This is a genomic window from Duncaniella sp. C9 (genome assembly GCF_004803935.1).
Classification (GTDB): Bacteria; Bacteroidota; Bacteroidia; order Bacteroidales; family Muribaculaceae; genus Duncaniella; species Duncaniella muris.
The window spans coordinates 2,168,977-2,194,660 of record NZ_CP039547.1 but is presented as its reverse complement, the minus strand read 5'-3'; the positions used below and the strand labels follow the sequence as shown (position 1 = coordinate 2,194,660).

General features: G+C 49.3%; 28 protein-coding genes and 2 tRNA genes. 3 read left to right on the top strand and 27 right to left on the bottom strand.

The annotated features are described in order from the left end of the window. Positions 1-228: 228 nt before the first annotated feature. The 19 genes from E7745_RS09155 to E7745_RS09065 form a co-directional block, all read right to left on the bottom strand. A complete protein-coding gene (locus tag E7745_RS09155) occupies positions 229-933 on the bottom strand; it encodes an ATP-binding protein (protein WP_136408702.1) in 705 nt (234 codons plus the stop codon). Beyond that, a complete protein-coding gene (locus E7745_RS09150; protein WP_136408701.1) occupies positions 845-1,660 on the bottom strand; it encodes a hypothetical protein in 816 nt (271 codons plus the stop codon). Before E7745_RS09150 ends, E7745_RS09155 begins: the two co-directional genes overlap by 89 nt. Next, a complete protein-coding gene (locus E7745_RS09145) occupies positions 1,657-2,106 on the bottom strand; it encodes a VRR-NUC domain-containing protein (RefSeq protein ID WP_124076659.1) in 450 nt (149 codons plus the stop codon). Before E7745_RS09145 ends, E7745_RS09150 begins: the two co-directional genes overlap by 4 nt. Next, entirely contained in the window at positions 2,078-2,299 is a 222-nt protein-coding gene (locus E7745_RS09140; protein WP_136408700.1) for a hypothetical protein, read from the bottom strand. The genes E7745_RS09145 and E7745_RS09140 overlap by 29 nt, the downstream gene beginning before the upstream one ends. Further along, positions 2,296-4,032, bottom strand: coding sequence for a DEAD/DEAH box helicase (locus E7745_RS09135; RefSeq protein ID WP_136408699.1), 1,737 nt, complete (start codon positions 4,030-4,032; stop codon positions 2,296-2,298). The genes E7745_RS09140 and E7745_RS09135 overlap by 4 nt, the downstream gene beginning before the upstream one ends. A gap of 2 nt (positions 4,033-4,034) precedes the next feature. Continuing rightward, positions 4,035-4,610 (bottom strand): hypothetical protein, encoded by a 576-nt coding sequence (locus E7745_RS09130; protein WP_124076600.1) that lies wholly within the window; start codon positions 4,608-4,610, stop codon positions 4,035-4,037. Between the two features lie 54 nt (positions 4,611-4,664). Next, positions 4,665-5,081, bottom strand: a complete 417-nt coding sequence (locus E7745_RS09125) for a hypothetical protein (protein ID WP_136408698.1) — start codon at positions 5,079-5,081, stop codon at positions 4,665-4,667. Between the two features lie 22 nt (positions 5,082-5,103). Beyond that, complete coding sequence (locus tag E7745_RS09120) at positions 5,104-5,643, bottom strand: DUF3127 domain-containing protein (RefSeq protein WP_136408697.1); 540 nt, start codon at positions 5,641-5,643, stop codon at positions 5,104-5,106. Continuing rightward, complete coding sequence (locus E7745_RS09115) at positions 5,636-6,730, bottom strand: hypothetical protein (RefSeq protein WP_136408696.1); 1,095 nt, start codon at positions 6,728-6,730, stop codon at positions 5,636-5,638. Before E7745_RS09115 ends, E7745_RS09120 begins: the two co-directional genes overlap by 8 nt. Beyond that, a complete protein-coding gene (locus E7745_RS09110) occupies positions 6,727-7,515 on the bottom strand; it encodes a hypothetical protein (protein ID WP_136408695.1) in 789 nt (262 codons plus the stop codon). The genes E7745_RS09115 and E7745_RS09110 overlap by 4 nt, the downstream gene beginning before the upstream one ends. 116 nt (positions 7,516-7,631) lie before the next feature. Next, a complete protein-coding gene (locus E7745_RS09105; protein WP_124076771.1) occupies positions 7,632-7,910 on the bottom strand; it encodes a demethylase in 279 nt (92 codons plus the stop codon). Continuing rightward, positions 7,903-8,310, bottom strand: a complete 408-nt coding sequence (locus E7745_RS09100) for a zinc-finger-containing protein (protein ID WP_136408694.1) — start codon at positions 8,308-8,310, stop codon at positions 7,903-7,905. Before E7745_RS09100 ends, E7745_RS09105 begins: the two co-directional genes overlap by 8 nt. Next, complete coding sequence (locus tag E7745_RS09095; protein ID WP_136408693.1) at positions 8,294-8,527, bottom strand: DUF3276 family protein; 234 nt, start codon at positions 8,525-8,527, stop codon at positions 8,294-8,296. The genes E7745_RS09100 and E7745_RS09095 overlap by 17 nt, the downstream gene beginning before the upstream one ends. A gap of 415 nt (positions 8,528-8,942) precedes the next feature. After that, positions 8,943-9,191 (bottom strand): hypothetical protein, encoded by a 249-nt coding sequence (locus E7745_RS09090; protein ID WP_124076702.1) that lies wholly within the window; start codon positions 9,189-9,191, stop codon positions 8,943-8,945. Between the two features lie 4 nt (positions 9,192-9,195). Further along, the gene (locus E7745_RS09085) at positions 9,196-9,414 is read right to left on the bottom strand and encodes a hypothetical protein (RefSeq protein ID WP_124076704.1); all 219 of its coding nucleotides are present in this window, start codon (positions 9,412-9,414) and stop codon (positions 9,196-9,198) included. A 20-nt stretch (positions 9,415-9,434) separates the two neighbouring features. Then, positions 9,435-9,509, bottom strand: a tRNA-Ile gene (locus E7745_RS09080). Between the two features lie 303 nt (positions 9,510-9,812). Beyond that, positions 9,813-9,878: transfer RNA gene (locus tag E7745_RS09075), tRNA-OTHER, on the bottom strand. Between the two features lie 68 nt (positions 9,879-9,946). Then, positions 9,947-10,441 (bottom strand): hypothetical protein, encoded by a 495-nt coding sequence (locus E7745_RS09070; RefSeq protein ID WP_136408692.1) that lies wholly within the window; start codon positions 10,439-10,441, stop codon positions 9,947-9,949. Positions 10,442-10,467: 26 nt separating this feature from the next. Further along, positions 10,468-10,824, bottom strand: a complete 357-nt coding sequence (locus E7745_RS09065; RefSeq protein WP_136408691.1) for a hypothetical protein — start codon at positions 10,822-10,824, stop codon at positions 10,468-10,470. A 163-nt stretch (positions 10,825-10,987) separates the two neighbouring features. Here E7745_RS09065 and E7745_RS09060 point away from each other — a divergent pair, with 163 nt between their 5' ends. From E7745_RS09060 to E7745_RS09050, 3 genes are all read left to right on the top strand, one after another. Next, positions 10,988-11,350 carry a helix-turn-helix domain-containing protein gene (locus tag E7745_RS09060; protein ID WP_135472283.1) on the top strand — a complete coding sequence of 121 codons (363 nt, stop codon included), beginning with the start codon at positions 10,988-10,990 and terminating at the stop codon, positions 11,348-11,350. 71 nt (positions 11,351-11,421) lie between these two features. Next, positions 11,422-12,072, top strand: coding sequence for a hypothetical protein (locus E7745_RS09055; RefSeq protein WP_135472282.1), 651 nt, complete (start codon positions 11,422-11,424; stop codon positions 12,070-12,072). A 150-nt stretch (positions 12,073-12,222) separates the two neighbouring features. Then, the gene (locus E7745_RS09050) at positions 12,223-12,855 is read left to right on the top strand and encodes a C40 family peptidase (RefSeq protein ID WP_123400449.1); all 633 of its coding nucleotides are present in this window, start codon (positions 12,223-12,225) and stop codon (positions 12,853-12,855) included. Between the two features lie 164 nt (positions 12,856-13,019). On the opposite strand, the gene E7745_RS09045 is transcribed toward E7745_RS09050, so the two are convergent. The 8 genes from E7745_RS09045 to holA all read right to left on the bottom strand — a co-directional run bounded on the left by E7745_RS09045 (position 13,020) and on the right by holA (position 25,456). After that, positions 13,020-14,264 (bottom strand): DUF1015 domain-containing protein, encoded by a 1,245-nt coding sequence (locus tag E7745_RS09045; RefSeq protein ID WP_124075946.1) that lies wholly within the window; start codon positions 14,262-14,264, stop codon positions 13,020-13,022. 63 nt (positions 14,265-14,327) lie between these two features. Next, positions 14,328-15,602 (bottom strand): adenylosuccinate synthase, encoded by a 1,275-nt coding sequence (locus E7745_RS09040; RefSeq protein WP_107033053.1) that lies wholly within the window; start codon positions 15,600-15,602, stop codon positions 14,328-14,330. Between the two features lie 37 nt (positions 15,603-15,639). Continuing rightward, positions 15,640-16,116: a Fur family transcriptional regulator gene (locus E7745_RS09035; protein ID WP_107033054.1), complete on the bottom strand. Its 477-nt coding sequence runs from the start codon at positions 16,114-16,116 to the stop codon at positions 15,640-15,642. Between the two features lie 238 nt (positions 16,117-16,354). Then, positions 16,355-17,443: a thioredoxin family protein gene (locus tag E7745_RS09030; protein WP_107033055.1), complete on the bottom strand. Its 1,089-nt coding sequence runs from the start codon at positions 17,441-17,443 to the stop codon at positions 16,355-16,357. 41 nt (positions 17,444-17,484) lie between these two features. After that, positions 17,485-18,903 (bottom strand): RagB/SusD family nutrient uptake outer membrane protein, encoded by a 1,419-nt coding sequence (locus tag E7745_RS09025; protein WP_123399189.1) that lies wholly within the window; start codon positions 18,901-18,903, stop codon positions 17,485-17,487. Between the two features lie 16 nt (positions 18,904-18,919). Beyond that, positions 18,920-22,339: a SusC/RagA family TonB-linked outer membrane protein gene (locus E7745_RS09020; protein ID WP_124075945.1), complete on the bottom strand. Its 3,420-nt coding sequence runs from the start codon at positions 22,337-22,339 to the stop codon at positions 18,920-18,922. Positions 22,340-22,641: 302 nt separating this feature from the next. Beyond that, entirely contained in the window at positions 22,642-24,402 is a 1,761-nt protein-coding gene (locus E7745_RS09015; protein WP_124075944.1) for a helix-turn-helix transcriptional regulator, read from the bottom strand. Between the two features lie 19 nt (positions 24,403-24,421). Then, positions 24,422-25,456, bottom strand: a complete 1,035-nt coding sequence (holA, locus tag E7745_RS09010; RefSeq protein WP_136408689.1) for a DNA polymerase III subunit delta — start codon at positions 25,454-25,456, stop codon at positions 24,422-24,424. Positions 25,457-25,684: the final 228 nt, after the last annotated feature.

Sequence of the window (25,684 nt, the reverse complement as noted above, 5' to 3'; positions counted from 1 at the left end):
TACTGTAAAGATAGCCATTAATTACGAGATATGAAAATATATTGTTCACCATTTTTTAGTTATTTTTGCGGCATTATACCAAAGAATCCGCGCCGGGCGCACTCTTCAAATATATCCTTGTCTTCCGGCTTCACCTCAACAGGGCTCCAGCCGTTAAGCGTGGTGTAACTCGGCATATTGAACCGCTTGCGGATGGCGGCAATAGCATTCTCGTCTTTTGTGGTCCACCTAATTACTATTTTTTCGGGTTCGGTATGAGTCATTAGTGAAAATGATTGAGGTTAGCATTTCCCGGAACCGGTCAATGATGCGATCGCCATATTTCTCTTTGAGAGCGTCAACCTCAAGGTTGGTTGTGATGATGGTCATTCGTTGAGCAGCATAACGCTCACTGATGATGTCAATGATGGGAGTGTGAATCATCCCATAGACCATCACCTCTTTCGGCTCTTCTCCAAGGTCGTCTATTATCATCATCGGCTCAGTAAACAGCCTGCCATATTCATCGTACTGCTCCTTGAACTTCTCGCTTGCGGCACATAGCCGGCAGATGTTTTTTGCCGTGTAAAGCAACATCCTCTTGCGCTTGGAGTAACCTTCCTCACGTTCCGTGAGATAACCGATAAGCCAGGCGATAGCCTTTGCAAGAGTTGTTTTGCCGTTACCACACAATCCGCACAACAATAGACCTGGAGTGGATTCCGGATTGACGAGCCATTGAGCGGCGGTGAGGATATGGGCGCGAGTGTCTTCATCACATTTGAAAACCCCTCCGCGATATTCAACCTCCGCTTTCATGGCGGACATGATAGCGTTGGCGCAGTCTCTTTCGGAAATTTCAAGACTAAAGCGTTCCCTTGAAACCTTTTCGGCTTGTAGCAGTCGGCTCAGTCCCTCGACGTCCCGAAAATTTATCTCCTTGCTCACTTTCATTTGGTGTTATCCTTTCTTTTTGTCGTTTCTCATCATCAAGAATCCAAGAGTTGGCCCGACTGTCCCAATGGATGATCCGGCGGTTGTACTTGTCTCTCCAGTCAACTGCATTGAAATTGTCGTAGAATCGTCGGGCGGACTCTTCCCAATTCTCCAGCCTCTTGTCGGCATCTCGGCTGAGGAAATATTGCAGAACCTCTTCGAGTGTCGGCGGCGGTGGTGGGTCTTTTGATGCCTTAGGCTTTTTCCGGGCCGCTCGTTTCTCTTCCTCCGCAAACAATGAGATTTCCGTTTGGATTGGCGCCGCGCCATCTCCGTTAGGAGATTTATTTGTTTTAGTTTTAGTTTTATTATATGCGGGCGTGTTAACGGGCGTGTTTGCGGTAGTGTTTACGGTATTTTTTACCTCCAAAAAATTCCCCCAAGGAAAAACCCATCCATTTTCAGTCTTTTCCGGGAAACAATACATCGGTGCGCTCTCCCTCTTTTTCCCTTTCTTGAACTCTATTAAGCCGCGCCCGCCGAGCTTGTCTCTGATAGCACGAAAGGTCTTTTCATTCATCGCCATCAGCGCGACTGCCCGTGAGTTGGAGAGGGAGAACGGATTTTGCCATCCTAACTTGTTGCATATATCCAGCAATCTGAAATATACGCAAGCCTCCGAGGGAAGAAAATCCTTCATCTCGACCTCCTGCCAAAAGCGGTTAATTAATTCAATATAGTTCATCGATAAAGTGGATACTTATTGAGAGCTTCAGTAATATACTTTTGAGAGTTGATTTGAAGATAGGAGCAAACAGCCTGTATAAACTCAATGAGTCCGTGGCACACTACATAGGTGCTGCCATATTGCTCAACGAGAGCCTGCCACTCCTTTTGAGCGGTAGACTGTGTCCCGGCACTACTACCTTTTTTCTTTGGAACTTTCATCTCAATACAAAGGCTCGATTTCCCGCCTGACGGATAAAGCAGGATAATGTCGGCAACACCTTTGACTTGTCCCTCATATACCATCTGTGCGCCGGCACGGGCGCCGCGCCATCCGCCGTTAGGTACGGCAAAGAGAAGATTGCCGACATGAGGAAAAGTCTGCCGGAACCAATTCACACAAATATGCTGTATCTTGGATTCCGAGTAACCTTGCTCAGTTTTTGTTATTTCTTGTTCTGTCATCGTTAGGGTGGTCTGTGTGCTTGTCGCACTCGTTCATAAGCCGTATTATTGTCTTGCATCTTTCCAGATTAGAGTCTTGTTTGTCAAATGTCGCTATGCTCTCCCAGTCGGGCCCGAAGAGCACCCCATCAGTAACCCAATGTAGAATATGAACCTTGCCATTCTTTTCAAGTAGTTTGTATCTCTTTTTCATATTCTGTCTTGGAACAGGTTCATTGTGATGTTGAGCATGTCCTCTTCAATTTGGGTGGTGGTACCCGTAACCTCGTTGGCTATGTCTTTCTTTGTCTGAATGACCTGATACATATAGCGGTCGATGGTCTTATCTCCGAGGAAGTAGTAGCAGTTCACAGCGTTCTTTTGTCCGTTGCGATGGGCGCGATCCTCTGCTTGCTCGCAATCCGAATAGGTCCAGGGGAACTCGATAAATCCGACACGGCTTGCAGCCGTCAGTGTCAGTCCAGTACCGCCGGACTTGTAGTTGAGGATTATGAGCTTGCATTCAGGGTCGTTCTGGAACCGGTCAACGGCATTCTGCTTTGCTTTGATGTCATCGGAACCCGTAACTGTTACGGCATCGGGAAACTCTTTTTTCAGAGCCTCGACAACCTCTTTCAGATATGCGAACATGATGAGTTTTTCCCCTCCGTCTATGACATCATGGATAAACTCGGAGACGGCTTTGATTTTTCCTCTCGCCGCAATCTGTTTGAGGATGCCCATCTTTACCATCACCTGACCTCTCATGGCGCGTGCCACTCTGTCATCACTCGCATTCTTATACTGACGGAGATATTTGATAACATCATTCTCGGCATCGTCATACTCTTTGCGGTTGGTGATGTCGCAGGTGATATACTGCCGCATCTTGTCGGGGAGTTGGGTCAACACCTTTGCTTTCTCTCTGCGAAAGAAACAGCACATCCATAGGCGGTAATTCAGCTCTCGGAGATTGGAGGATTGTTTGGGACCGTCGCAGAAACGGCCGACAAACTGCTTATAGCCTCCGAAGTCATCAAGCCTGCCGAGGATTTTGAGCTGCTGGATAAGGTCGGTGTTGTTATTGACAACAGGCGTACCCGTTAGGGCGAATATCCATTTTTTACCCTTGCAGATACCCTCGACATACTTTGACTGTTGCGTCTTGCTTGACTTGCATTTGTGGCTCTCGTCAATGATGATTGACTTGAACAGCTTGATGCGATCATCAAACACGATGGAGCGGAGGGTCATTCGGGCGTGGTCTTTGACATCAACAACAAAGAACTTTTTAAGGCTCTCATAGTTGGTGATGAACACCGGAGCATAGGGGTCTCCGTCACCTCGCCTCAACTCATAAAGTCTCTCCCAACTGTCGCGGTTCTTGTCATCGAGGATAACGGCATTGATTCCGGCAAACTTCTTGAACTCTCGTTGCCAATTGACTTTGAGAGCCGCAGGACATATAACCAGGACCGGGAATGTGTCGCCATAGATATTAGCCTCCTTGTGCGCTTTGACAACAGAGCATATCGCCTGAAGAGTCTTGCCCAAGCCGGGCTGGTCTCCGAAGATGCAACGCTGATGATCCAAGGCGTAGCGCACACCCTCCAACTGATACTCGTATGGATTGAGCAGCATATAATGTTCGCCGGAGAAGTTTTTCATCGGCGGAATCTCATACACTACATCGTGGGTCTCGCTACGCCTTGAGATGTTAGAACAAAAGCGTTTGGCAACTGCCCATTGAGCGAAAGCCTCTACATACCACCGAGCATCACGCCCGGGAGGATAGCAGATACTTTCCTTTTTCACGATCCACTCCTTTTCCTGGGCATCCCATCTCGGACTGCTCGGCACACGCTTAATGGTCGAGACGAGGTCTTTGTGGTAGTCAAAGGAGAGGCGGAAAGTGTTGGGCGTTTCGGTAATATATATTGGTTTCATTCTTACGCTACATTTTCGGCAGGCTGTTCAACAGGTGGAGCGTCATTTGTTGGCTCGGCTCCCGCAAAGGGGTCATCGGGATCTCCATCAAAGAGGGTAGCCTGAACTACCTCCCACTTGCGGTTCACAATATACTCCTTGACCTCATAGATGAGGTTTTGCACCGCCAAGTCGAACTCGTCGATGTGTTCCCACTCAAATGTCTCGGATTCCATCTCCACGCCAGGAGAGTTGAGGTTGAGAATCCGTGAGGTGATGAGGGTTCGTCTGCCGGTCATGGTGATGATGCGGTTGTTGTCATCACCACCGATGCTGAGACCCGTTACATCGAGCTTGCGGAGGAGGTCAACATTCTCGGCACTTTCAAGATTGTCCCAGTTGATGTTGTCCGCTTCCTTCTGCTCGGTAAGGTCGGCAAAGTATGGGACCAGAGCGGCGAGTGCAACCTTGAGGTCATTGTGGCATTTGTTCTTACCTTTGAGGGTAATCTCGTTGCCATCGGCATCAATGTAGGATGCCTCGATACAGCCTCCCTTACTCAGTTTGGCTTTTTTAATTCGGATGTCTGAGGTTTCCATTTTTTTGAAATTGTTAATAAAAAAGCCGGGCGGTCATTAAGACTGTCCGACGAGTTATCTTATTCTGTATTCCGATATGAACGTTTGATAGTTCCTATCTTCGGGGAGTGGGAGCATGATGCCAAATTCCGTGGCGGCATCCGCTTTGACCTTTTCCAGATAGTTTGTCATCTGCAAGGTGTTGAGGTCGGTTGTACTGCCGGGGACCCGATACCACCTTTTACCGACAACAACATCACGGCTCAGATACTTGGCCTTATAGTAGTCGTGAAAGTCCTCTTTGGGAGTTCCCGTAGCCTCTTCCATACACTTGTACCACATCCACATCAATGAGTTCTGGGATATGGTACGAGGTTGAGTCTTTCGTACTATCTTGACCACATATTCTCCGTTACGGAGTAGTGAACACATAAGGTCAAAAGTCTTATCCATTGTCACTACTCCGTTACGTTTGGTGAGATTGGCTTCCATCAGTGGGGAAACGGTAGGTCATTCACACCCGGCGAGGATGGTTGACTGTATGGCTGCTGTGCCGGAGCCGCCACGGGCGCGGCCGCCGGCGCGGGTTGTGGTGCATACTGTTGAGGTTGCTGTGGATAAGCAGGAGCGGCAGGCTGTTGAGGATAGCCACCAGGCATGGGAGCTGCTTGATAGCCGGGAGCCTGCTGATACTGCGGTTGCTGAGGATAACCGATAGGCATGGGGCCGGGGCGGGCGCGCTCTGCTGTTGAGCCTGATAAGGAGAAACCGACTGACCCCTGACGGAGTTGTAGATGCGGTTGTTATACTCTCGGCCGCTCAGAAGTCCATCCACGTTCACACGCATACCGGGATAGACACTGTCAAGTTGAGCCATCTTGTCGCCGGTGAACTCGATTGAAACGAAGTTGGCATAATGCTTGCCATCCTTATCCCAAGAGTCATCAATGATGAGCTCTCGTTTGCAGAACGGCTGACCGCCGGATCTGGACTCAATCTCAATCACCGGAGTAACCGAGTGAACCAGGGCGTTTGTTGCTGAAAATTTAATCATTGTCTTTGAGTTTTATTGTGAAACTGCCCTTTTTGGCTTTTGATGAGGCATATTTCTTGTATAGTTCGGGATGATCCTTTTTGAATGTTTTGGTGTCAAAGGAGGTTGAAACGCTGTCGGCTCCGATTGTGGCACTGAATGTGCCAAAATCAAAAGACTTCACTTTATGCTCGGTCATGGCGGCTCTCAATGCTGTTTTAGCCTCTTCAAGTTTCGCCTCTGCATCCTTATATGTTTTCAGAAGTCTTGTGAAATAATCCACTACATCGGGGGCAACTATCGGAGTTTGCTCTTTGACTTCGGCAGGGAGAGTCGAGCCGATGCCGAACATCGACAAATCGGGATGGAAATAGACCGGCCCATTGTCGCTGAAAAAATAGGTGGTTTTAAGGAGTTCCTGAACCAACTCCGATGGCTTGCGCTCTATAACCCAGAACGCATCGGCATCGGCTTTCAGCCAGTTGCAAGCCAGCCCCTCCACCTTTAGTCCGGGGTTCTCTGCCTCAAATAACTCTGCGTAGATTGAGAGCTGCCAGGAGAGGTATTCTTTGAGGGCATCTTCACCGCTATTGAAATAGTTGGCGTTGTAGTAGCCGCAAAGCGGATAGAGTTTGATGTTGTTAGTCTTGGTATCGACAAGCCATATACCACCCGTTTTCTCGTACTGCCAAACATTGTCTATCTGCGAGGCGTAGCGCACATTGTCGGAAACAGTTAACTCGTTGGCAAGAGGTTTGAACCCGTTGAGGTGTCGGATATATGCCTCAAGTTCTGAACTCACATCCCACGTCTCATCAACATAGGAAATGTTATCACGCTCCCGGCATCCGTAGCGAGTGTGGACTATCTGAGTAGTCTGCTTGATACCGAGTTGGTCATAGGTCTGAATGGCATGGTGAACGGCGGTGCCGCGACTTCCGGCTCTTGGAATGATGAAATCTTTGACGTGCTCACTTGCATCGGGATATACACCCAATCCGAGGATTGAGTGTATAAGTCCCGTGATGCCGAGCAATCTCTTGCCGTCGAGTTGATAGCTGTGGCTATCCTCGTCGAAGATTACAGGGGATTGTTTGAACTGCATCATTTTGCGGAGGGATTTTTGATAGCGTTGATTTTTGCACACGCGGCTTTGTAGAAGTCAGTGCCATTGCTTGTCAACGCAGGAGATATTTGTGCCCATTTCTGCCAGCAAGCCTGAAATTCTGCCTCAGTGGTGGTTGCGTTCATTTCCTGAATGGCTTGGTTGAGCTGTGCGCCGGTGAACGCCATCGCTGAGGTGCCTTGACTTTGCTGAGGATGTTGGTTCTGATTGGCATCTTCTCTTGTGGATGCCTCATACTTGCTCTCATTATGCCCTGACGCTTTGGGACCATACCAGATATTGCCTCCGATTCCGAGCGGCTTCATGGCGATTGAGAGTGCATCGGTAAGAGCCATCTTGTAGCCCTCATCATTCACATAAGCACCCTTGCTCTCCATTGATACGATGGCAGAACCTCCACTGCCGGGTATAGGCTCACTCCACTCTTTTGTTTCGGGATCGCGGACAAAGAGATTGACAACGCAGAAACACTTGACCTCGTTTCCGTAGGTCTCAGTCCACTGCTTTACAATTTCGTATTTCCAGCCGAATCCGACAGGACCGAAAATCTCGGTCATTCTCTTCATGCGCCACATCGGATTCACATCGGACATCCCTTTGAGTCGGCCTGCTCTGATTGGTTTGAGCGCGTCTGCCGGAACCTCGCATCCTTGCGAGTAGAAGCGGAGGTTGTTTTCGATGATTGCCTTAGCCTCTGCCTCGGTTTTCATCTGAGCATCGTTGACCTCTTGGTCTTGCTCAACTTTTGGTTGTTTTTCCTTTGCCATATAGGTAGGTTTTTATTGGTTTGACTTTTAATATCATTGTTTCTGATATACAGTAAAGTTAGTCATTTTTAGCGAGTTACACAAACGCATTGCCCGCCATTTTTACGCCTTAACATTTACTGACATTTGACTCCGAGACGAGGAGCATAGAAGCTGAAATTCTTACGCTCAACATCGGCATCTTGGGGATACCAGGTGGCTTGTGCCGCCCATTCATAAAAGCACTCCTTACAATACCAATGATTATGGACTGCAATGTAGACCCCTTTATCAGAGGGGAGGTATGGTCTGCCACACCAATCGCAGATGCAGATGTCGGAGCCGACAGCATTCATCAGCTCACCAGCGGTACATTCTATAAGGAGAAACTTGCCGCGTGTTATTTGTTTAGCCATCTTCTCTGATGTATTTAAGAATTGTGTTTGACAATGAGATTACTTTCCGGCACATATCCTCATCGAACATTCCTATGTGAGTTTGCTCTATCGGGAGTCCGAAAGCAACGGACAAGACCTCATAAGCGGCAGTGCGTGGAAGATAGCCGTCTTTCCAGATGGGGTCAAAAGCCTCGTGAGCCTGATGCTTCAGTTGTCGCAGTTCTTTGTTTGCGACTCGGCCGAGTGCTTTGTCCGAGTTCTTATGACAGCCGACCCACACTCCACACGGTTTGCAGAGATAGCACTTGGTACCGTATGATCGCCCGTAGATTTCCGTGTCGTCAACGAGTTTTGTTGGAGAACCACAATACGGGCAACTCCAGCCGAGAAGAACAATCGGGTCATCCTTGAGTGTCATTTTTAATATGGTTTGCAACCTCGGCAAATGCCTGGGCGAATTGGTCCACGTTCTCTGCATGGAGGAAGATACACTGCCTTTTCTTTTTGCCTGGCGATTTGTCGGTAGGTATTTCCGAAATGGAAATATACGGCTGACCTTTGCGGTCGTTGTGCGCGTCGATGTAATAGACGCGAGTTCCGGCGCTGATGCGCTTGGAGATTGTTGGCTTATCCATTTTGATGATGTGTTTTGATGATGTAGTTGAGAGAGCAGGAGTCGAACCTGCTTGTAGGCTATTTAGCGGCCGCGATTATTCACCTACGCCCGGTTCAACCCGGGGGACACTCACCAAATGTCAGTCTCTCATGTGAAAAAACCGGACTATCTTCACAGACCATCCGGCGTTAATGATATTATTCTAATTTGGGGTGTGGCCGGTATGGGAATCGAACCCATGAGGGCCGATGGCTCCATCGGTTATTTCGCTCCTCACGCCTCCAACACGTGAACTTTACCGACCAAGTGGCCGAGATTACCCGCTCGGCTATCGGGGTTTGATTAAAGATGATGCCACGACCCTCACGGGCACTCAAGGCAATCTATTGATTCTTATAATGAAAAACACCCTCACGGGCTACTATGTGGTAAGTTCATTTGTTTCTCATATTCCGGCAATGTCGCAGAACTTGTGCAGCATTGCATTTCCATTTGCTGTTCTGGGCGTTGCATCCCTTTTCAGCATCAATTTCGCCGGCGGCAATCAAGTCCTCTAACTTCTTTACACCGCCAACGATTTTTGCAGCCGTATCTTTGCAGAATGTCTCACGCTCCATGACGCGAAATATATTCTCAAGCATGATCTCCGCAGGGTTGACCGAAGTTACAAGACATCTTCCCATAGGCTTACGCGGTTCTTGTAACAAGGACACATTTATTGTCAATGTCCTTTTTGGTTTTCCACTTTCGACCCTCCATTGTTTCGGCTACAAGTGTGGTGCCGGGAGAAGTGCGAATTGAATTGTAATTATACTTGGGGACAGGAAACTGAACGACATCGCCTATCTCCATATTTCTAAGCTCTTCAGCTATGCCGAGAGTGGCTACTTTAATAGTCTTATCCATATTCGTAGAATTTGAGTTAGGAACGGTGGGCGGACTTGAACCGCCGACCTACGGATTATCATACCTCGTTGCTCTACCAATTGAGCTACACCGTTCTGATATATTTGCCGGTTGTTTCGCGTAAAAATCATAGTTGCTTACTCCAACCGGGGATAATCGTTAATAACCGGTCCATTTGCCACGGGCGGACACGACTCAACCCGCCATCCGTCATTGTTCGGCATAAGCTCGGATGGTTCTTTCTTACCGTGGCACCGACCCGTCTCAAAGTGTCTTTCACCTCTCGGCATACTCGAATGCTTCTTTATCGGCTACCACTCATCGCTGATGTTCCGGCGGTCTCCCGTCCAGCCATCTCAGCGGAATTTCAGACTTGTCAAGGTACTCTTCTTTGGTTGCGAGAATGGCAGGATTCGAACCTGCACCTTCGGTTCCTTCTTGTGCTACCGTTACACCACATTCTCCAAGGCTTGCGCCTTTCGGTTGATTTGCAACTCAACCGGCCTTATAGGTTGGTTTGACTTTGGCGGGGTTACTCAACTACCGCGTTGAGCAGGGTGCGGAAGGCTTTAACGCTCTCTTCCAGACGGGTTCGCTTGGAGACCTCTTCCTGCCACCATTTGTAGTAGCTTTCTTTGTCCTTGCGAACCGAGTTGAGATTATCTTCGCAGGCATCAAGACGAGTCTGTAGACTGGTCGCAACCTCTTTGTCGTGTGCTTTCTCTTCAAGCAACTTGTGGATGATGGATTGGAGGATGCAGGACGGTGTTACTTCGTCGTCGATGATTTCTCCCTGGCACTCATCGTGGAGGATGATGGGGTTGATGTGGAAACTCAGACCCTCGGTGTCGATGAACTTGCCAATCTCCCTAAAGGCTTCTTCCTCTCCCTCTTGGGGAGTTACTACAATGGTGAAGAGTTTGGGGAAGAATGATGCGTTGATGGTTGAAGTTACAACCTGAGCGGCGAGAGCGTTGTAAGACTCTGCATTGAGTGCTTTGTAGCAGTAAGGGGTTAAATTTGCCATACTTTGTTGGGGTTATTGGTTTGACTTTACTTATCAAGGTAGAGGGTGATGATGGTAGAGAGAGCCGAGATTGTGGCGTTCTGGGCAAGAGTGATTACGCCAGCCTCGCCGATCGCTTTGGTTTCAATCTGATGCTTGTGGAAGCGGATATAATTCTCGGTTGTTTTGTAGTCCGATTTTTCGGATACCTCTTTTGCCAGATTGAGATAGCCGAGGGTAAAGGCGGCTACGTTGAGGCTGACGGACTCTTTGCGGAAATCTTCGGGAGAGATATTGAACTTCTCCATCTCGCGGACGGATGATGAAATTGCCTCCCGATACTCCCCGATGAGGGTATCAAGGTAGTTGCGGAGGTTTTGGAGTTTAGTCTCGTTTGGGGTCATCTTGCTTATATTTTGTTGATTATGTTCTTGCTCATCTCAATCAAATTCGCTAATTTTGTAGTGTTTGATTGAAGATGATGCAAAGTTAGCCCATTTGAGCTAATAATGCAAATTATGTAGGCTCGTTTGGGCTAATTTTTAGAATTATTAACATTTAGGTAATATGGACATTCTTACCCGTCTAAAGGAAATCGTTGCATATAGCGGCATGTCGATTCGCGCACTTGCCATAAGAAGCGGAATACCTCAAAAGACCCTTGATAACCAGATTAAGGGTCTTAGAGGTATCAGTATCGAAACAGTTGTAAGCATTCTTCAGGCATATCCTGAAATCTCTGCTGAGTGGCTGCTAAGGGGCAACGGTGAAATGCTAATAAGAAAAGAAGACAACTCAGAGGACATAGCGCGTATAAATGGTCTTGTGGATACAATCACTACTCTAAACGATGCCCTCAAATCCAAATCAGAAACTATCGCCATGCTCAAAGAGCGTATTACTCAACTTGAAAAACAAATCGGAAAATGAAATACTTATATTGGACAATCGGGATATTAAGCATCTTTCTATATGGATGCTCTTCTGATGATCCAACGCCGATGGCACAAGACAAATGGCTTGTTGAATATCAAGCATCCGGAATATCTGTTAACCCCGAATGTATAAATGACTATTTACGATGGTGTCAAGAAAATGAGGAAATAATGACATATTCAATCCCAGTTCGCAATATGCCATCATTTTCGTATGAATCCACTTTAATTATAAAGTGGTTAGAATATGTAAATACCGAGGAGGAAGCAAAATTCAAAACTGAATCTTTCAATACTTTGATTGGCAAAGCAGATAACTCTACTTTAGGAGCATCGTATAGAAAATTCAATCCTCAATTTACAGGACCGTGGAGGATAGTGTATCTGGAATCTTTCTCTTATATACACAGTAATAGTGAAGATTTCAACAAATGGTATGATGAAAACATTCAGAATATGATAGATGCGTCATTTCTTGTATCCGAGCCGAATTATCACTGGGAATATCCTTCTCCCCAAGCAGCATCTGATTTCTATGGCAAGAGTATTTGTGGAACACTCCAATGGTCTGTTGTGATTCCTAAGGCATCAGAGCATGAACTCCAAGAATTAACCAAGCGATTTCAATCATTCTCAATAATTGGTAAAACTAAAAATCAATATGACACATTCGTAGCAGATTATGGACCTGTAACATCCTCAAAAACATTTCCGTAAAATTGTCGGCACGGAATTAAGACCTATTGAAATTACAAGATTTTCAGCCGACTACGCAGAAGTACGACAAATTTTTACTAATTTTGCAATGCAATTCAGAAATGGAGGCCACAGAGGCCGATAAATGAAATTAAGAATCATCAACAAGACATGAAACAATATATAGTGACTGCAATGGCAACACTCCTGCTCCCGCTCATGTGTTCCATTCAGACTAAAGCAGAACAGAATCCCACTCCCTTCAAGCTTCCGGCAGCCCACATAGAGTTGTTTAACGCGGCATCGGGCGTAAGCGGAGATGCCATCAGCGCCCTTCAGGCATTCTCGCCTTTCACTTCAGAAGAAAGTGCAGAGGAGGAGTTTGATTCAGATCTCATCGGCAAGATGACCGATTACGCTGCAAAATTTCTCGGCACACGCTATCGTCGCGGAGCTTCCGGCCCTTCGGCTTTCGATTGCTCAGGTTTTGTGGGCTACGTGTTCAAGAAATTCGGTTTCAATCTCAGCCGCTCGTCACGCAGCCAGTACACCGAAGGAGAAAAGGTGAACACCGAAGATCTCCGTCCCGGTGACCTGCTCTTCTTCTCAGGCCGAGCAGGAGGCAAGAAGACCGTTGGCCATGTGGCAATGGTGGTCGATGTCAAGGAAGACGGCTCATGCACATTCATCCACGCATCGACATCGCAGGGCGTGACCTACCAGCGTTTCCCCGACGGCGGTTACTACTCCAAACGCTACATCGGAGCCAAGCGGATCATCGGCGTCAACAGCCCGACAGCCTAAAACACGACTCTCATAAAATACACACTATAACAACCATAGTTTTATCATATCAGACATAGCCAACAAAAAATCTCACAAATCCGCGACGGATCTGTGAGATTTGTTTTTTTATTGCCCTTGGCAGTCAGGCCGATCGGTCTGACTGCCAAGGGTGATTGGCGGTATCAGTCGAGTTTGTGGATAACGAGGCCTGAACGGAGTTTAGGTTCGAACCAGGTTGTCTTCGGAGGCATGATGTTGCCGGTGTCCGCGATATCCATCAGTTGCTTCATCGACACTGGATAGAGAGCAAGGGCCACAGCCATCTCTCCGGAGTCGACACGCCGGCTGAGTTCGCCGAGGCCGCGGATGCCACCCACGAAGTCGATGCGCTTGTCGCTGCGGAGGTCGGTTATGCCGAGGATGTCACGCAGAATCAGATCGCTTGAGATGGTCACGTCAAGCACTCCGATGGGATCATTGTCATTATAGGTTCCGGGCTTGGCTGTGAGCGAATACCATTTTCCGCCGAGGTAGAGCGCGAAGTTGTGGAGCTCCTGGGGGCGATATTCGTCAGCGCCCTTTTCTTCGACTATGAAGTTTTCGGCCACACGGTCGAGGAACTGCGCGGGGGTGAGACCGTTGAGATCTTTCACCACACGGTTGTAGTCGATGATGTTAAGATGCGAAGCGGGGAAAGCCACGGCAAGGAAATAGTTATATTCCTCTTCGCCGGTATGCGCGGGATTGGCCTGGGCTTTCTCATGCCCCACCAGTGCTGCTGCTGCTGAACGATGATGGCCGTCGGCGATATATAGATAAGGGATCTTGGCAAACTCTTCGGTAACGCACTGAATCATAACCGGGTCACTGATAACCCAGAAGTGGTGGCCGAAGCCGTCAGGAGCAGTGAAGTCATATTCAGGCTCGCCGGCAGTGACAGTGTCGATGACTTTCTGCAGCGGTTCGTTGTCAGGGAAAGCGAAGAACACCGGTTCGACGTTGGCATTGTTGATGCGGACATGCTTCATGCGGTCTTCTTCCTTGTCACGGCGTGTAAGCTCATGCTTCTTGATGCGTCCTTCCATGTAGTCAGCCACATTGGCAGCCACAACGATGCCGTACTGAGTGCGGCCGTTCATGGTCTGGGCATAGATGTAGTAGTGGTCCTCTTCGTCCTGGACCAGCCATCCGTTGGAACGGAAAGCGTTGAAGTTTTCAACGGCCTTTTCGTAGACCTTGGGGTCATGCTCGTCTGTTCCGGGCTCGAAATCAATCTCAGGCTTGATGATGTGATAGAGCGAGCTGGGATTTCCTTCGGCCTCATGGCGGGCTTCTTCGGAGTTCAGAACATCGTAAGGACGGGATGCGACGCGGGTGACCATTTCACGCGGGGGACGAATCCCCTTGAACGGTTTTACTTTTGCCATGTGTTTTGGTTTTTGGTTTAAGGTAAGTTGTATATTGTCACAAGGCGAGGAGAAAGGCCCCTGTCAGGCCTTTCTGTCGCGTATGATTGTCTGTTTTCTGTCAGGACCGATTGACACGATGGTGATCGGTGTGGCAAGTTCCTTTTCAAGGAAGTCGATATAGTCTTTGAACTGCTTCGGGAACTCCGATTCACTCTGCATTCCGGTCATGTCGGTCTTCCATCCGGGAAGAGTGGCATAGACGGGTTCGATGCTTTCGTCGATCGAGAATGGGAACTGGGTTGTCTCGCGGCCGTTTATGCGATAGGCCACGCAGGCTTTGATTTCGTCGAAATCGTCAAGTACGTCGCTCTTCATCATGATGAGCTGGGTCACACCGTTAAGCATGATGGCATAGCGGAGAGCCACGAGGTCGATCCATCCGCAGCGGCGTTCGCGGCCGGTAACGGCGCCGTATTCATGACCGAGGTCGCGGATGCGTTTTCCGGTGGCATCAAAAAGTTCTGTGGGGAAGGGACCGCTGCCCACGCGGGTGCAGTAGGCTTTGAAAATGCCGAACACTTCTCCGATCTTATTGGGAGCCACACCGAGTCCGGAGCATGCACCGGCGCTGATTGTGTTGGATGATGTCACAAAGGGATATGAACCGAAGTCAATGTCGAGGAGCGTGCCCTGAGCTCCTTCGCAGAGCACACTCTTGCCTTCGGCAAGAAGCTGGTTGATGAGGAATTCGGAGTCTACAATGCCGAAGCCTTTGAGATAGACAATGGCGTCCATCCAGGTTTCTTCAAGCTGTTCGAGATTGTCAGGGGTGGCACCGAGCGATGCGAGCATTTCGAGATGACGCTGGCGCAGAGTTGAATATTTTTCCTTGAAGTTGTGGAAGACATCGCCGAGACGCAGGCCGTTGCGCGAGATCTTGTCGGTGTAGGTCGGGCCTATGCCCTTGCCTGTGGTGCCGATCTTTTTGCCGCCTTTGGCTTTTTCATTGGCAGCGTCGAGCAGACGGTGGGTCGGGGTTATGAGATGAACTTTTTTCGAGATCTTCAGGATGGAGCGCAGATCAACTCCGCTTTTTTCAAGTTCCTCGGCTTCCTGCTTGAAAAGCACGGGGTCAAGAACCACGCCATTGCCGATGATATTGATCTGGCCATGCTGGAAAATGCCTGAGGGAATTGAACGGAGCACATATTTCTTGCCTTCGAACTCTAAGGTGTGGCCGGCATTTGGACCACCCTGGAAGCGGGCAACTGCATCGTAGCGCGGGGTCAGCACATCGACCACCTTACCTTTCCCTTCGTCGCCCCACTGGAGACCGAGAAGCACGTCAACTTTCATGATTTTACTAAGTTCTATGATTTATACTGTGTGATGTTTATTTTTCTTTTGCTGTCCGGCGGGCCCTCCCTACCCCACGGCACCGCGAACACAGACCGTGGATATAAAGGTCGAAACCGCTCATGACGAACGACGGATAGCGCCGTAGCTTGATGAGTTTGGTGAGTTCGGCATCGCGGAGCTCGCGGGTGCGGCCGCAACGCGAACAGACAAGGGTGAGATGCTCGTAGACACGCGAGGCGCATTCGTAGGTCTCTACGCCGCCCGATGAAGGACGATGTCTGACCACCGAGGCTGCTTCAAGAAGTTTCAGAGTGTTGTAGACAGTAGCCTGGCTCAGCCGAAAGTCACGGCCGGAAAGCTCTGTGAGCAGGTCGGCTGGTGTAAACGGACCGCGTGCATCCATAACTACTCCAAGAATCGCCAGACGTTCGGGAGTACAACGCAGGTGACGCTCAGAAAGATACTGACGCAGACGGCTTTCAGCCTCGCTTTTTCGCTTTTCCTCGTTCATCAATCGACAAAATTACAATTCAGAGCCATAATTTCCAAATTTTGGACCACGAATTTAAGAGGTCGTTCAACAACAAACGTGTACAAACCGGCAGAAAAAAACAATGAAGCCGACGCAAACCAAGCGCCGGTTCCATTTCCAACCAAACAGAGAGTGTCTTGCCCGTGCAACAGGCAAGCACTCTCACAAAATATATTAACCTTATGTTAAGCAAGACAGGGAGTCTCTCTCCCCTATTTTACTTTTCAAGCTGATAGATCGACATTGCCGCCATATAGACTCCCTGGCTTGACATTGTGCCGATATATTTGCGGATAAAGGCCGAGATGGCTTTTTTCTGCTCAGGGGTATCCGTATTGAAGATCTCGCCCACTCCGGAAACAAGGCTTGACTGCGCATCATCATCAAGCGAGGGAAAATTCTCGTTGCAATATGCAAGATAGGCAGCGTCATCAGACTCGGCCCGTTTCTCTATGAAGCGGAACATTCCGGCAAAGTCATCGGCATAGCCAAGGCCGGCCGATTCTTTTTTAAAGAGGTCATAGGCAGAGCGAGAGGCTTCATCAACAAGATGATTGCCGGAAAGATAGCGATAGGCTTCCTGGCGGTAAAGAATGGCGATCATCTTCTTTACATCCTCGCGCAGTGATTCATCGAAAGCATTGACGTTGTCGCACATGAATTTCAGCCTCGGATTAGAATATTCATAGGTGTAGTTTGTGAACATCAACGCATTTTCGGGCTTCAGGCGGTCGGAGTCAGAGAGTGAGTTGAAATACTCGTCAATCACCTGCTGGCTCTGACGGATTCCCTCCTGATATGAACGGTTGTTTTCCATGAGGTAGCGGGCATAGGCAAAAACGAGCTTGCCGTTGCGCTCTCCGGCCAGATAGCGTTCCTTTACACGTTCGGGATTCATTTCAGGGTCCTTGAGAGCATCGACAGCCGCAATGAAATCCTTGCCTTCCTTATATCCGGCAAATGAGCCAAGGAGTTTGCCGTCGGTGTCGACCACAATCAGGGTCGGATATGCGCTGACCTGAAATTGTTTTGCGAGATCGGCGCCTTCCTTTTCGGCATCAAGTTTCAGACAGACGTAGTTGCTGTTCATATAGTCGCCCACTTCTTTTGTAGGGAAAACATTGGCGGCAAGGCGCTTGCACGGACCGCACCATGAGGTGTAGAAGTCAATGAACACTTTCTTTCCCTCGGCTTTGGCTGCCGTCAGAGCCTCTTCGAATGAAATGTGGCGGAATTCAGTCTGTGCGGCTCCTGTCAAGGCGAAGCCAAGACAGAGAGCCGAACTCAGGAAAAATCTTTTCATCATGATATTTATGAATGATATTTATGGGTTGTCTTTTGATCTGTTCAATAGTTCTGAGTCAGAGATTTGTTGTGTTTGACAGCGTTCATCGGGAAGGGGAACACCCAGATGGGCGAATCGGGCGAAAGGGAGTATGTACCAAGTCCGAGCGAGGTGAGATCGCGGACAATTGTGGCCTTGTAGGCTTCTTCCGAGTTCCAGCGCTTGCGGTCAAAGAAATTTTCGAAAGTCTTGATGAATTCAAAACGCTTGCTGTCCTGGAGGAGCTTCATGGCCTCGGCTTCGGTCAGACCGGTCTTGTCAGCGTAGATTTCAGGATCTTCGATGCGCGAGGCACGGACCTTGTCAATCTGAGCGAGGCCTTCGGATATCTGTCCTGAACGGATCAGGCACTCGGCCTTGATGTAGTACATGGACTCCGAACGAAGGCCCCAGACGTTACAACGGGCATCACCGATGTTTGACTGGAGACAGCCTTCAGGAACTGTTGGATAAGGCGTGCCCCAAGCTGGGTCCATATAAGGTTCGGCAACATAATATTTGAACACGTAGTCATCCGGGTCGATGCAGGCAGCGACTTCGGGCGAAATCACGTAGCCATACAAGTCGCCGAGGTTGGAATTGTCTGAATAAATCAGATAGTAGTTGCTCGGACAATCGTAGTCAAGAATCCAGTTTCCTGTAGTTTTGACAGCAGAGCGGTTTTCAAGACGGCCGTTGATTTTCAGCGCGAGATCGGCATAGCGGAGAGCCTCGTCATAGCGTTTCATCTGGAAGAGCACACGGGCACGGACACCGTAGCCGAAGTCGAGACCGCAACGGCAGACGTTGTCGACGCCGGTCGGAACGAGTTTTTCGAGGACATTGTCAGCGCAATCCTCAAGAATCCGCTCATAGGTCTTCTTGAGACTGAGTTTTGTCTTTTCCTCGGCGGAATTGGTGTTATCGACATAGGGGATTCCGCCAAGCTTGTCGGCCTCGGCCTCGTCATACTGCCGGGCATACATTCCGACAAGCAGGAAGTGATACCAGGCACGGCGCACACGGGCTTCGGCTACGATCTGATCTTTCTTCTGAGCGGTTCCTCCATCGGCGCCGGGCACCTTGGAGATCACCGTGTTCATATAATTTATTTTCTGATAAAGGTTGTTATAGCGATAGTCATCATCAGTAAGGTCGGCCCGGTCTATGCTTTCGTCATAAGTGAAATAGGCATAGCGGAGACTGTTGTCATTGCCGATATAGTCGGCGACACCGTTCCAGGGACGATAGGTGTTGTTGCAGATGACCTCCAGATCGAAGTAGTCGCTGCCTGACCACAGATATGGCAGCCCATTGAGAAGAGTCTCAAGTTCATCGACTGTACTGAGGGTTGAGGAACCGTAGGGCTTTATGTCGAGTTTGTCATCACAGGATGTAAGCAACATCGCAGCGGATGCAAGTGTCAGTAATATCTTTTTCATTGTGTCGGTTGGCTTTTTAGAGGTTGAACATAAGGCTCATAGTGTAGCTACGCGGAGTTTTATCCATGTGGAAGCCGGAGGTGAGATTATAGGCTTCGGGGTCGATGCCTATGCCGTTGCGCGCCCATGTCGCTATATTGTTCATCTGGAAACGGAGACGAAGATCGTTGAGTCCGATTTTCCGGCAAAGTTTCTGATCGAAGCTGTAGCTGAGGATCAGGCTGCGGAATTTCATGTAGTCGGCATGTTTGACGGCAGTGTTACGGATAGTGCCGGTGGAGATGTTGCTGCCGTTCTTTGTCGACATCCAGCCGTTGGCGGGAACCTCATCGCCATTCCAGTAGCGAAGAAGGTCGCGGGAGAAGGAAGCATCGCCGAAAGCGCCCTTGTAGCCGGCAGTTCCGGCTGTAAAGCTTGTCCATGCGTCATTGTCGGTGCGCATGTAGTGGCCGCCGTAGAAGGCAAACATTGCTGAGAGCGAGAAGCCGTTCCATCTGATTTCCGGAGTCAGAGAGCCGGAAATTTTGGGCGTGGTAGTGCCTGAGAAGATGACATCGTCCATTGTGAATGTCGAACTTGAGGTAGAAGTGGTCTGGACTTCTCCATTTCTGTCATACCACCCGACAAAGATTGTGCCGTCCTTGTCAACAAGGCCTGCATAGTCGATCGAGAAGAGAGAGTTGAGCGGATAGCCCTTGTGATAGGTCATGCCGAGAAATTCGCTTGCCGAGGTCGGATAACGACGGAGGTCGGTCACCTTATTGTGGTTATAGGCGATGTTGAATCCGAGGTTGATGCCGATGTCTTTGCGGCGGCGCGCGGGAAGAATCTGTCCGTCAAGCTGAAGTTCCACACCGGTGTTGGTCATCTTGGCGCTGTTGATGGTCTGGGTGGTCCACCCGGTAGTCGGGTCGAGCTCGGCAGAAGTCAGAATGTCAGAGCTGTTTTTGCGGTAGAAGTCGAATGTACCGGCGAGACGGTAGCCAAGGAAAGCGAAGTCAATACCGGCATTCCAAGTGGCGGTCTTTTCCCAACGGAGCTGGTCGTTAGGGGGTGTGTTAAGGGTGCCTTGCAGATTGCCGAACTGGTTAGTGGCCATGCTTGCGGTAAGATAGGATGACACGGAGTTGTCGATATTGCCGGTGAGACCGTAGCTGGCACGGAGCTTAAGGACATTGAGCCAGGTGGCGGGGCGGAGGAAGCGTTCGTTGTGGACGTTCCATGAAGCACCGACAGACCAGAGGGGCTTGCCGCGGAATTTGGGGTCGGTTCCGAACATGTCGGCTTTGTCGACACGGTAGCTGCCTGAAACAGAATAGCGGCTGTCATAGACATAGTTGCCGGTGAAGTAGTAAGAATAGTAACGGTGAAGAGTCTCAGAGGTTCTAAAACTTATGGGTGCGCCATAGGGAGTATAGTTCGAGCCCATCACACCGACGGTCGGTTTGTTGATATATTCCCAGTTGGTGATCATGTTGAGGTTCGAGCTTGTCTGGCGGTCATAGCCGTAGTATCCGCCCTGTTCCATAGAGGAATGGGTCTGACGGTATTCGAAACCGGCTATGAAGTCGATGGCGTGTACGCCGAGAAATTCGCGGTTGTAGCGGGTCTGTGCGCGGAATGTATAGTACTGGCTTTGTGCAGTGCTTTCGCTCAGCGCGTCGCCGTCAGGGATGTTGTGGATTGTCTTGTTGATGGTCACAGGATCTTTATAAAAATGGTCTGGATCACCGTCCCAGCTACCGAAGTCCCAGTTGAATGGGTCGTCGGTATCAACCCACTCAGTCACGGAGGAAGAGGTTGTGTAGCGGTTGTAGAGGCTGCGCATGAACTGAGAGTCCTTGCTGTATTGGGTGCTGCTGATTGAAACTATATCCTCATACTGGAACTGGGCCTGGGCAGTCCATCCGGTCACGGGAAGACGGAAAAGCGCAAGGACGTTGGTGCGCACATTGGTGTAGCGCGATTTGCTTGTGTTGTAGCCTTTGTCAATTTCGTCAGCTACGTTGTAGGTCACATCCTTAAGTTCGTATTCAGGATTGTTAAGCACTTCCTCGCCGGGGTAGATGTCGGCTTCCATGCGCGCAAGGGAACCATCGGGGTTGTACATGGATTGATATGCGAGGAATGAGTTGATGTTTCCATAGCTTCCGAGCGCATGACTCTTGGTGCGGTTGTTCAGCACATTGAGGCTTAAATTGAGGTCCATCCATGAAGCGACTTTGAGATCACCGAGATATTTGAGGGCGAGCGATGATGCATCATAGCCTCTGACACCGCCGTTGTTGCCGTTCCAGTTGACTACGATGTTTGACGACAGGGTTTTGCCATTGACACGCAAGGCAAGATTGTACTGCTGAGAGACCTGGGTGCGGTCATGGACTTTCTGATATTCCTTGCGGTAGTTGTTACGGCTCCAGCGGTCGAAGGTGCTGTTCATCTCATCGTCGCTGATATTGCCACGGTTGTTTTCGAGAAGCACTCGCATCACCTGGGTCAGCTCGTTGGCTTTGCCGCGGTCAAGCAGGTTGAAATTGTCCTGGATACTCTGAGGGCTGTTTTTGAGCATGGCATCGAAATTGTATTTTTCGAGTTGGATCAGATCGGCCGCCGAAGCCCAGTTGTAGTTGTCGTAGTTCATCTTCTCGCTGATCTGGAGATCGGCATTGAAGTCGATGCTCAGTTTCTGCGACTTGGCTTTCTTGCTTGTGATGACAATGACACCGTTTGAAGCGCGGGCACCATAGATCGAGGCTGCCGCAGCATCTTTGAGAATGGTGATGTTTTCGATATCGTAGGGGTTGACAGTGTTCATGCCGCCTTCGATCGGGAGCCCGTCGACAACAACGAGCGGCGACTCCTTGGCGTTGAACGTGCTTTTGCCTCGGATGGTGATGGCATTTTCATCCTTGGTGTTGGATTTCGGGTCGAAAACCACACCGGGCACCCGGCCTTCGAGGTTAGAAGTGATGTCGCCGGTGTAACGCTTGTCCATATCCTCTGCCCGTATTATCTGGTAGGAACCGGTGGCGTTTTCACGCTTGATGTTCTGATAGCCCGTCACGACTACTTCCTCCATCATGTTGGGGACCGCTTCCATCACAATGCGGATATAATTGTAATTTTTATCAACCCTGACTTGTTTTGTCTTCATGCCGACGTAGGAAAACACCAATGTCGGCTCCGGCTTGTGACAAAGCAAGGTGAAATTGCCGTCCATGTCAGTTGAAGTGCCTTCGCCGGTGCCTTCAATCATCACCGTGGCACCTGGTAGCGGTTCTTCGTTTTCGTCAAGTACTGTTCCTGAGATTGTGTTGCTCTTAATCTTATCTATGCTTGTGGATACAGACGGCGATTTTTTAGCCTGTGCATCCGCCATTGCCGGCACGGAAAGAGCCAATGAAGCAGTCAGGATGTATAGGATTGGTTTAAACATAAGGAAAATATTTTGTGGGTGACTGGTTTTCACTTTAAAGCTTCGAAATCCGACTGATGAGACGTGATTTATGAAATGCAATAATAATATCGCTGACAGATTCTATTATTTGTTGTCAATCGCAAATATAGAAATGTCAGCGATATAAATGCAAATTTAATGTTTCCGAAAACGTAAAAATTGAAAGAACAGGAAAACAAGACGCCCCCAAAAAAAATAACTCCATGATATACAAGCCTGCAATTAGCTTTTTTGTCGGGCCTAAACCTACGTGCGCAAAATCAAATGCCGATGCAGGAAGATCAGATCTCCTTAAGCTGGGAGCGATAGCGGGCAGGAGTCATTCCGGTGATTGACTGAAATGACGAATAAAATGTGGAAAGTGAGCTGAACCCCACATCGCTGCAGATCTGCTTCAACGGTTTGTCGGTTTCCAGATCAGAGATCTGAGCGATCGCTTCACGGATGCGATAATCGTTGACGATCTGCGTGAATGTCTTCCCGGTGGATTCGTTGATGGCTTTTGAGAGATAGGTGCGGTTGGTGCCAAGCATCTCTGCGGCTTTACCCACGGTAATGGCCGGATCACAGAAGACTTTCTGCTCGATCATCAGCGATGTGAAACTTGGCATCAGGCTGTTGATCCTGCTTCTGCCACCGTCATCAGCCAAGGCTTGCGAAGCCTGAGCCTGCGGACCCTCCTGCTCTCTGGCTCTTTCGAGCCGCTCCACCAGCATTTGTTCACGGGCCATGTATTCTTTGTTCTGCAATACGATGGCCCGATAAAGACGGTCTTTTTTCCTGTAGTTGAAATAGACCAGAAGCACCAGAGCGACAGCCGCTGCCACGCAGACAGCAAGAAGAATCATGCGGTGACGTGTGGCCATCAGTTCCATCCGCTGTTCGTCAATGAGCCGTTCATTGGCATAGATTTCATGGCGGATACGGTTTTCATGCAGTGTCCGCTCGCGGCTCAGAGTGAAGACACTGTCCTGGAGGGCCTGGCAGGCAAGGCTATAATCAAGAGCCTTGCGATAGTCGCCTGCATCGCGGTAGCTATAGACCAGCTCTTTCATCAGTTCCGGGGCATGGACTTTCATCTCTGCGCTTCTGGCATGGACAAGGCCTTGTTCAAGAACCTCTATGGCGCTTTTCAGATGGCCGTCGCGCCGAAGCAGACGCGCATAGGCAAGATAAGTGGCAGAGACCTCAGAGGCATCTGATTCACGGAAATGTTCCATAGCGAGGGTATAGTCCCGGTAGGCGCTGCGAGTGTCACCGCGCTTGTCGGCCAAGAGACCTTTGACAAGATACAGGTTCGGTTCGCCTCCGAATTCACCCTGCCGGTGAAGATCTTCGATCTCGGCAATCAGCCGCCCGGCCTGGTCGAGACTGTCGGCAAGAAGACAGAAGTGGGCCAATGCGGACTTGGCGTAATACAACGGGATGGGATCTCCACGCTTTTCGGCTATTTCGTGAGCCTCTTCCGCAAGCCTGCGGCCGGAGACATCTTTCATCAGCAGGTAAGCTCCTGACAAGTTGGACAGGATTATGCCGTAACGACGGGTGTCATTCAGCTCCTTTGCCTTTTCAAGGGCTTCATAGTAATATGCGGCCGAGGTATAGGCATCATTCTGCCCAAGAAGATAATATGCTCCGAAACTGTTGTCGATCGAGACCAGCGCATCCAGATTGCCGGTGGCATTGGCTATCAGCCGTGCTTCTTCGAGTTGACGGAAACACTCGTCGGCATCCTCGTCAAGCATAGATGAGCCTATGACTATACGCCCGTAAAGTTCACAGAAATCCTTGTCGCCGGTCGAGCTCCCCATGTCAAGCAGGCGCCGGCCATATTTCTTAGCCTCTTCATAGTTGCCGAGGTTCAGATAAAGAAAGGCTACATCTTTTATGGTCTGCTTGTCATCTTCATGCTCTTTCAGATAGGCCAGCCGGCCGGACAAAGAGTCGTTAAGATCAGCCTTTGCCACACATGGCGACAATAGTGTCAGCACTGACAGGCAGGCCAAAACCAGAAGACGACATATGTGCAGGCGTATTTTCATAAGTAACTCATTCTTGTTTTCATCCGATGATTCCGCGGGCGGTGAGTATGTGGAAGACCAGGTCTTTCAGCAGGTCATATTCATTCTGACGAGAGCCGATGCCTTTGCTGCGGGTATCAAATTCGCGTATGGCCGAGATGATCTCAATGGTCTGCCTGACATTGTAGCTCCGCGCGGCGGCTTCATATGATTTCAAGGCCCAGGGCGAACGCAGTCCGAGAGCGTCCATGTAGCCGCTCTGGGTTTTGTCGCGGGTGTAATGATAGACCAGCAGATTGGAAAACTGGTTGAACAGAGAGGATACGGTCATCACCGTCGGGTTGCTCTTCGGGTTGTTTCTGAAATATTCGATGATGGCGAATGCCTTGGCTGCATTTCGGGCGATTATGGCATCTATCAGCTCGAAGTTGTTGTAGTCTTTCGATATGCCGATGTTGCGCTCGATGGCTTCAGGGGTGATCATGGCTCCCTGTCCAAGAATCAGTGCCAGTTTGTCTATTTCATTGTAAAGGCGCGACAGATCAGTGCCGATATAGTCACGCAACATAGAAAGAGCCTTGGCATCGACATTGAGTTTCTTCTCTTTGATCAGATCAGAGATCACCGGCAGAATGTTGCGTTCGCTGAGCCTTTTGGATTCAAATATCACTCCATTTTTCCTGACAGCGGCAAGCAGTTCCTTGCCCTTGGCCTGTGCACCGCGGCAGGAGATCACCAGAATTGTAGTCGGGTTTGGCTGAGCCACATAATTATGCAGCTTGTTGAGCATATCGGCTCTGACTGCCTGGGCCTCCTTTACTATCACCACCTGGCGCTCGGCCATCATCGGGTAGCGGTGGCAGACATCCATGACAGTCTCAATGCCTGATTCAGGAGCATAGAGAGTGTAGAGATTGAAATCACGCTCCTCTTCGGGAATCAGGTTTTCAAAATCCTTTACGAGCTCGTCGATATAATAGCCTTCCTCTCCATGAAGCAGGTAGACGGGTGATAAAGACGTCCGTGCGGCAAGCTGACGTCGGAGTTCTGAAAATGTAGGAGTCGCGGAGGCCATCGGCAGGGGTGATATGAATGGTTTAGAAGCTTTTAGAGGTTGTTTATACACCACTCAGATTTTAACTCTTGGTTTTAAACAACCTCTTAATATTACAAATTTACGCAATGTGTGCGAAAAAGCCAAGAAAAATCATCATGCACAGACGATCAGAGCGCTTTATTTACTAATTTTGCAATCCAACAGCCACAGACACCACATCATGAAAGAGCAAGCAAAACCATCCTC

What these genes read in the sequence shown, in the direction of transcription:
- E7745_RS09085 (WP_124076704.1), bottom strand. Translation starts at nt 9,414, where the DNA reads ATGGATAAGACTATTAAAGTAGCCACTCTCGGCATAGCTGAAGAGCTT.
- E7745_RS09025 (WP_123399189.1), bottom strand. Translation starts at nt 18,903, where the DNA reads ATGAAAAAGATATTACTGACACTTGCATCCGCTGCGATGTTGCTTACA.
- E7745_RS09105 (WP_124076771.1), bottom strand. Translation starts at nt 7,910, where the DNA reads ATGGCTAAACAAATAACACGCGGCAAGTTTCTCCTTATAGAATGTACC.
- E7745_RS09030 (WP_107033055.1), bottom strand. Translation starts at nt 17,443, where the DNA reads ATGATGAAAAGATTTTTCCTGAGTTCGGCTCTCTGTCTTGGCTTCGCC.
- E7745_RS09150 (WP_136408701.1), bottom strand. Translation starts at nt 1,660, where the DNA reads ATGAACTATATTGAATTAATTAACCGCTTTTGGCAGGAGGTCGAGATG.
- holA (WP_136408689.1), bottom strand. Translation starts at nt 25,456, where the DNA reads ATGGCCTCCGCGACTCCTACATTTTCAGAACTCCGACGTCAGCTTGCC.
- E7745_RS09120 (WP_136408697.1), bottom strand. Translation starts at nt 5,643, where the DNA reads ATGATTAAATTTTCAGCAACAAACGCCCTGGTTCACTCGGTTACTCCG.
- E7745_RS09055 (WP_135472282.1), top strand. Translation starts at nt 11,422, where the DNA reads ATGGCACAAGACAAATGGCTTGTTGAATATCAAGCATCCGGAATATCT.
- E7745_RS09040 (WP_107033053.1), bottom strand. Translation starts at nt 15,602, where the DNA reads ATGAAAGTTGACGTGCTTCTCGGTCTCCAGTGGGGCGACGAAGGGAAA.
- E7745_RS09070 (WP_136408692.1), bottom strand. Translation starts at nt 10,441, where the DNA reads ATGGCAAATTTAACCCCTTACTGCTACAAAGCACTCAATGCAGAGTCT.
- E7745_RS09125 (WP_136408698.1), bottom strand. Translation starts at nt 5,081, where the DNA reads ATGGAAGCCAATCTCACCAAACGTAACGGAGTAGTGACAATGGATAAG.
- E7745_RS09060 (WP_135472283.1), top strand. Translation starts at nt 10,988, where the DNA reads ATGGACATTCTTACCCGTCTAAAGGAAATCGTTGCATATAGCGGCATG.
- E7745_RS09035 (WP_107033054.1), bottom strand. Translation starts at nt 16,116, where the DNA reads ATGAACGAGGAAAAGCGAAAAAGCGAGGCTGAAAGCCGTCTGCGTCAG.
- E7745_RS09100 (WP_136408694.1), bottom strand. Translation starts at nt 8,310, where the DNA reads ATGACACTCAAGGATGACCCGATTGTTCTTCTCGGCTGGAGTTGCCCG.
- E7745_RS09095 (WP_136408693.1), bottom strand. Translation starts at nt 8,527, where the DNA reads ATGGATAAGCCAACAATCTCCAAGCGCATCAGCGCCGGAACTCGCGTC.
- E7745_RS09130 (WP_124076600.1), bottom strand. Translation starts at nt 4,610, where the DNA reads ATGGAAACCTCAGACATCCGAATTAAAAAAGCCAAACTGAGTAAGGGA.
- E7745_RS09135 (WP_136408699.1), bottom strand. Translation starts at nt 4,032, where the DNA reads ATGAAACCAATATATATTACCGAAACGCCCAACACTTTCCGCCTCTCC.
- E7745_RS09020 (WP_124075945.1), bottom strand. Translation starts at nt 22,339, where the DNA reads ATGTTTAAACCAATCCTATACATCCTGACTGCTTCATTGGCTCTTTCC.
- E7745_RS09155 (WP_136408702.1), bottom strand. Translation starts at nt 933, where the DNA reads ATGAAAGTGAGCAAGGAGATAAATTTTCGGGACGTCGAGGGACTGAGC.
- E7745_RS09045 (WP_124075946.1), bottom strand. Translation starts at nt 14,264, where the DNA reads ATGGCAAAAGTAAAACCGTTCAAGGGGATTCGTCCCCCGCGTGAAATG.
- E7745_RS09140 (WP_136408700.1), bottom strand. Translation starts at nt 2,299, where the DNA reads ATGAAAAAGAGATACAAACTACTTGAAAAGAATGGCAAGGTTCATATT.
- E7745_RS09145 (WP_124076659.1), bottom strand. Translation starts at nt 2,106, where the DNA reads ATGACAGAACAAGAAATAACAAAAACTGAGCAAGGTTACTCGGAATCC.
- E7745_RS09115 (WP_136408696.1), bottom strand. Translation starts at nt 6,730, where the DNA reads ATGATGCAGTTCAAACAATCCCCTGTAATCTTCGACGAGGATAGCCAC.
- E7745_RS09050 (WP_123400449.1), top strand. Translation starts at nt 12,223, where the DNA reads ATGAAACAATATATAGTGACTGCAATGGCAACACTCCTGCTCCCGCTC.
- E7745_RS09110 (WP_136408695.1), bottom strand. Translation starts at nt 7,515, where the DNA reads ATGGCAAAGGAAAAACAACCAAAAGTTGAGCAAGACCAAGAGGTCAAC.
- E7745_RS09090 (WP_124076702.1), bottom strand. Translation starts at nt 9,191, where the DNA reads ATGGGAAGATGTCTTGTAACTTCGGTCAACCCTGCGGAGATCATGCTT.
- E7745_RS09015 (WP_124075944.1), bottom strand. Translation starts at nt 24,402, where the DNA reads ATGAAAATACGCCTGCACATATGTCGTCTTCTGGTTTTGGCCTGCCTG.
- E7745_RS09065 (WP_136408691.1), bottom strand. Translation starts at nt 10,824, where the DNA reads ATGACCCCAAACGAGACTAAACTCCAAAACCTCCGCAACTACCTTGAT.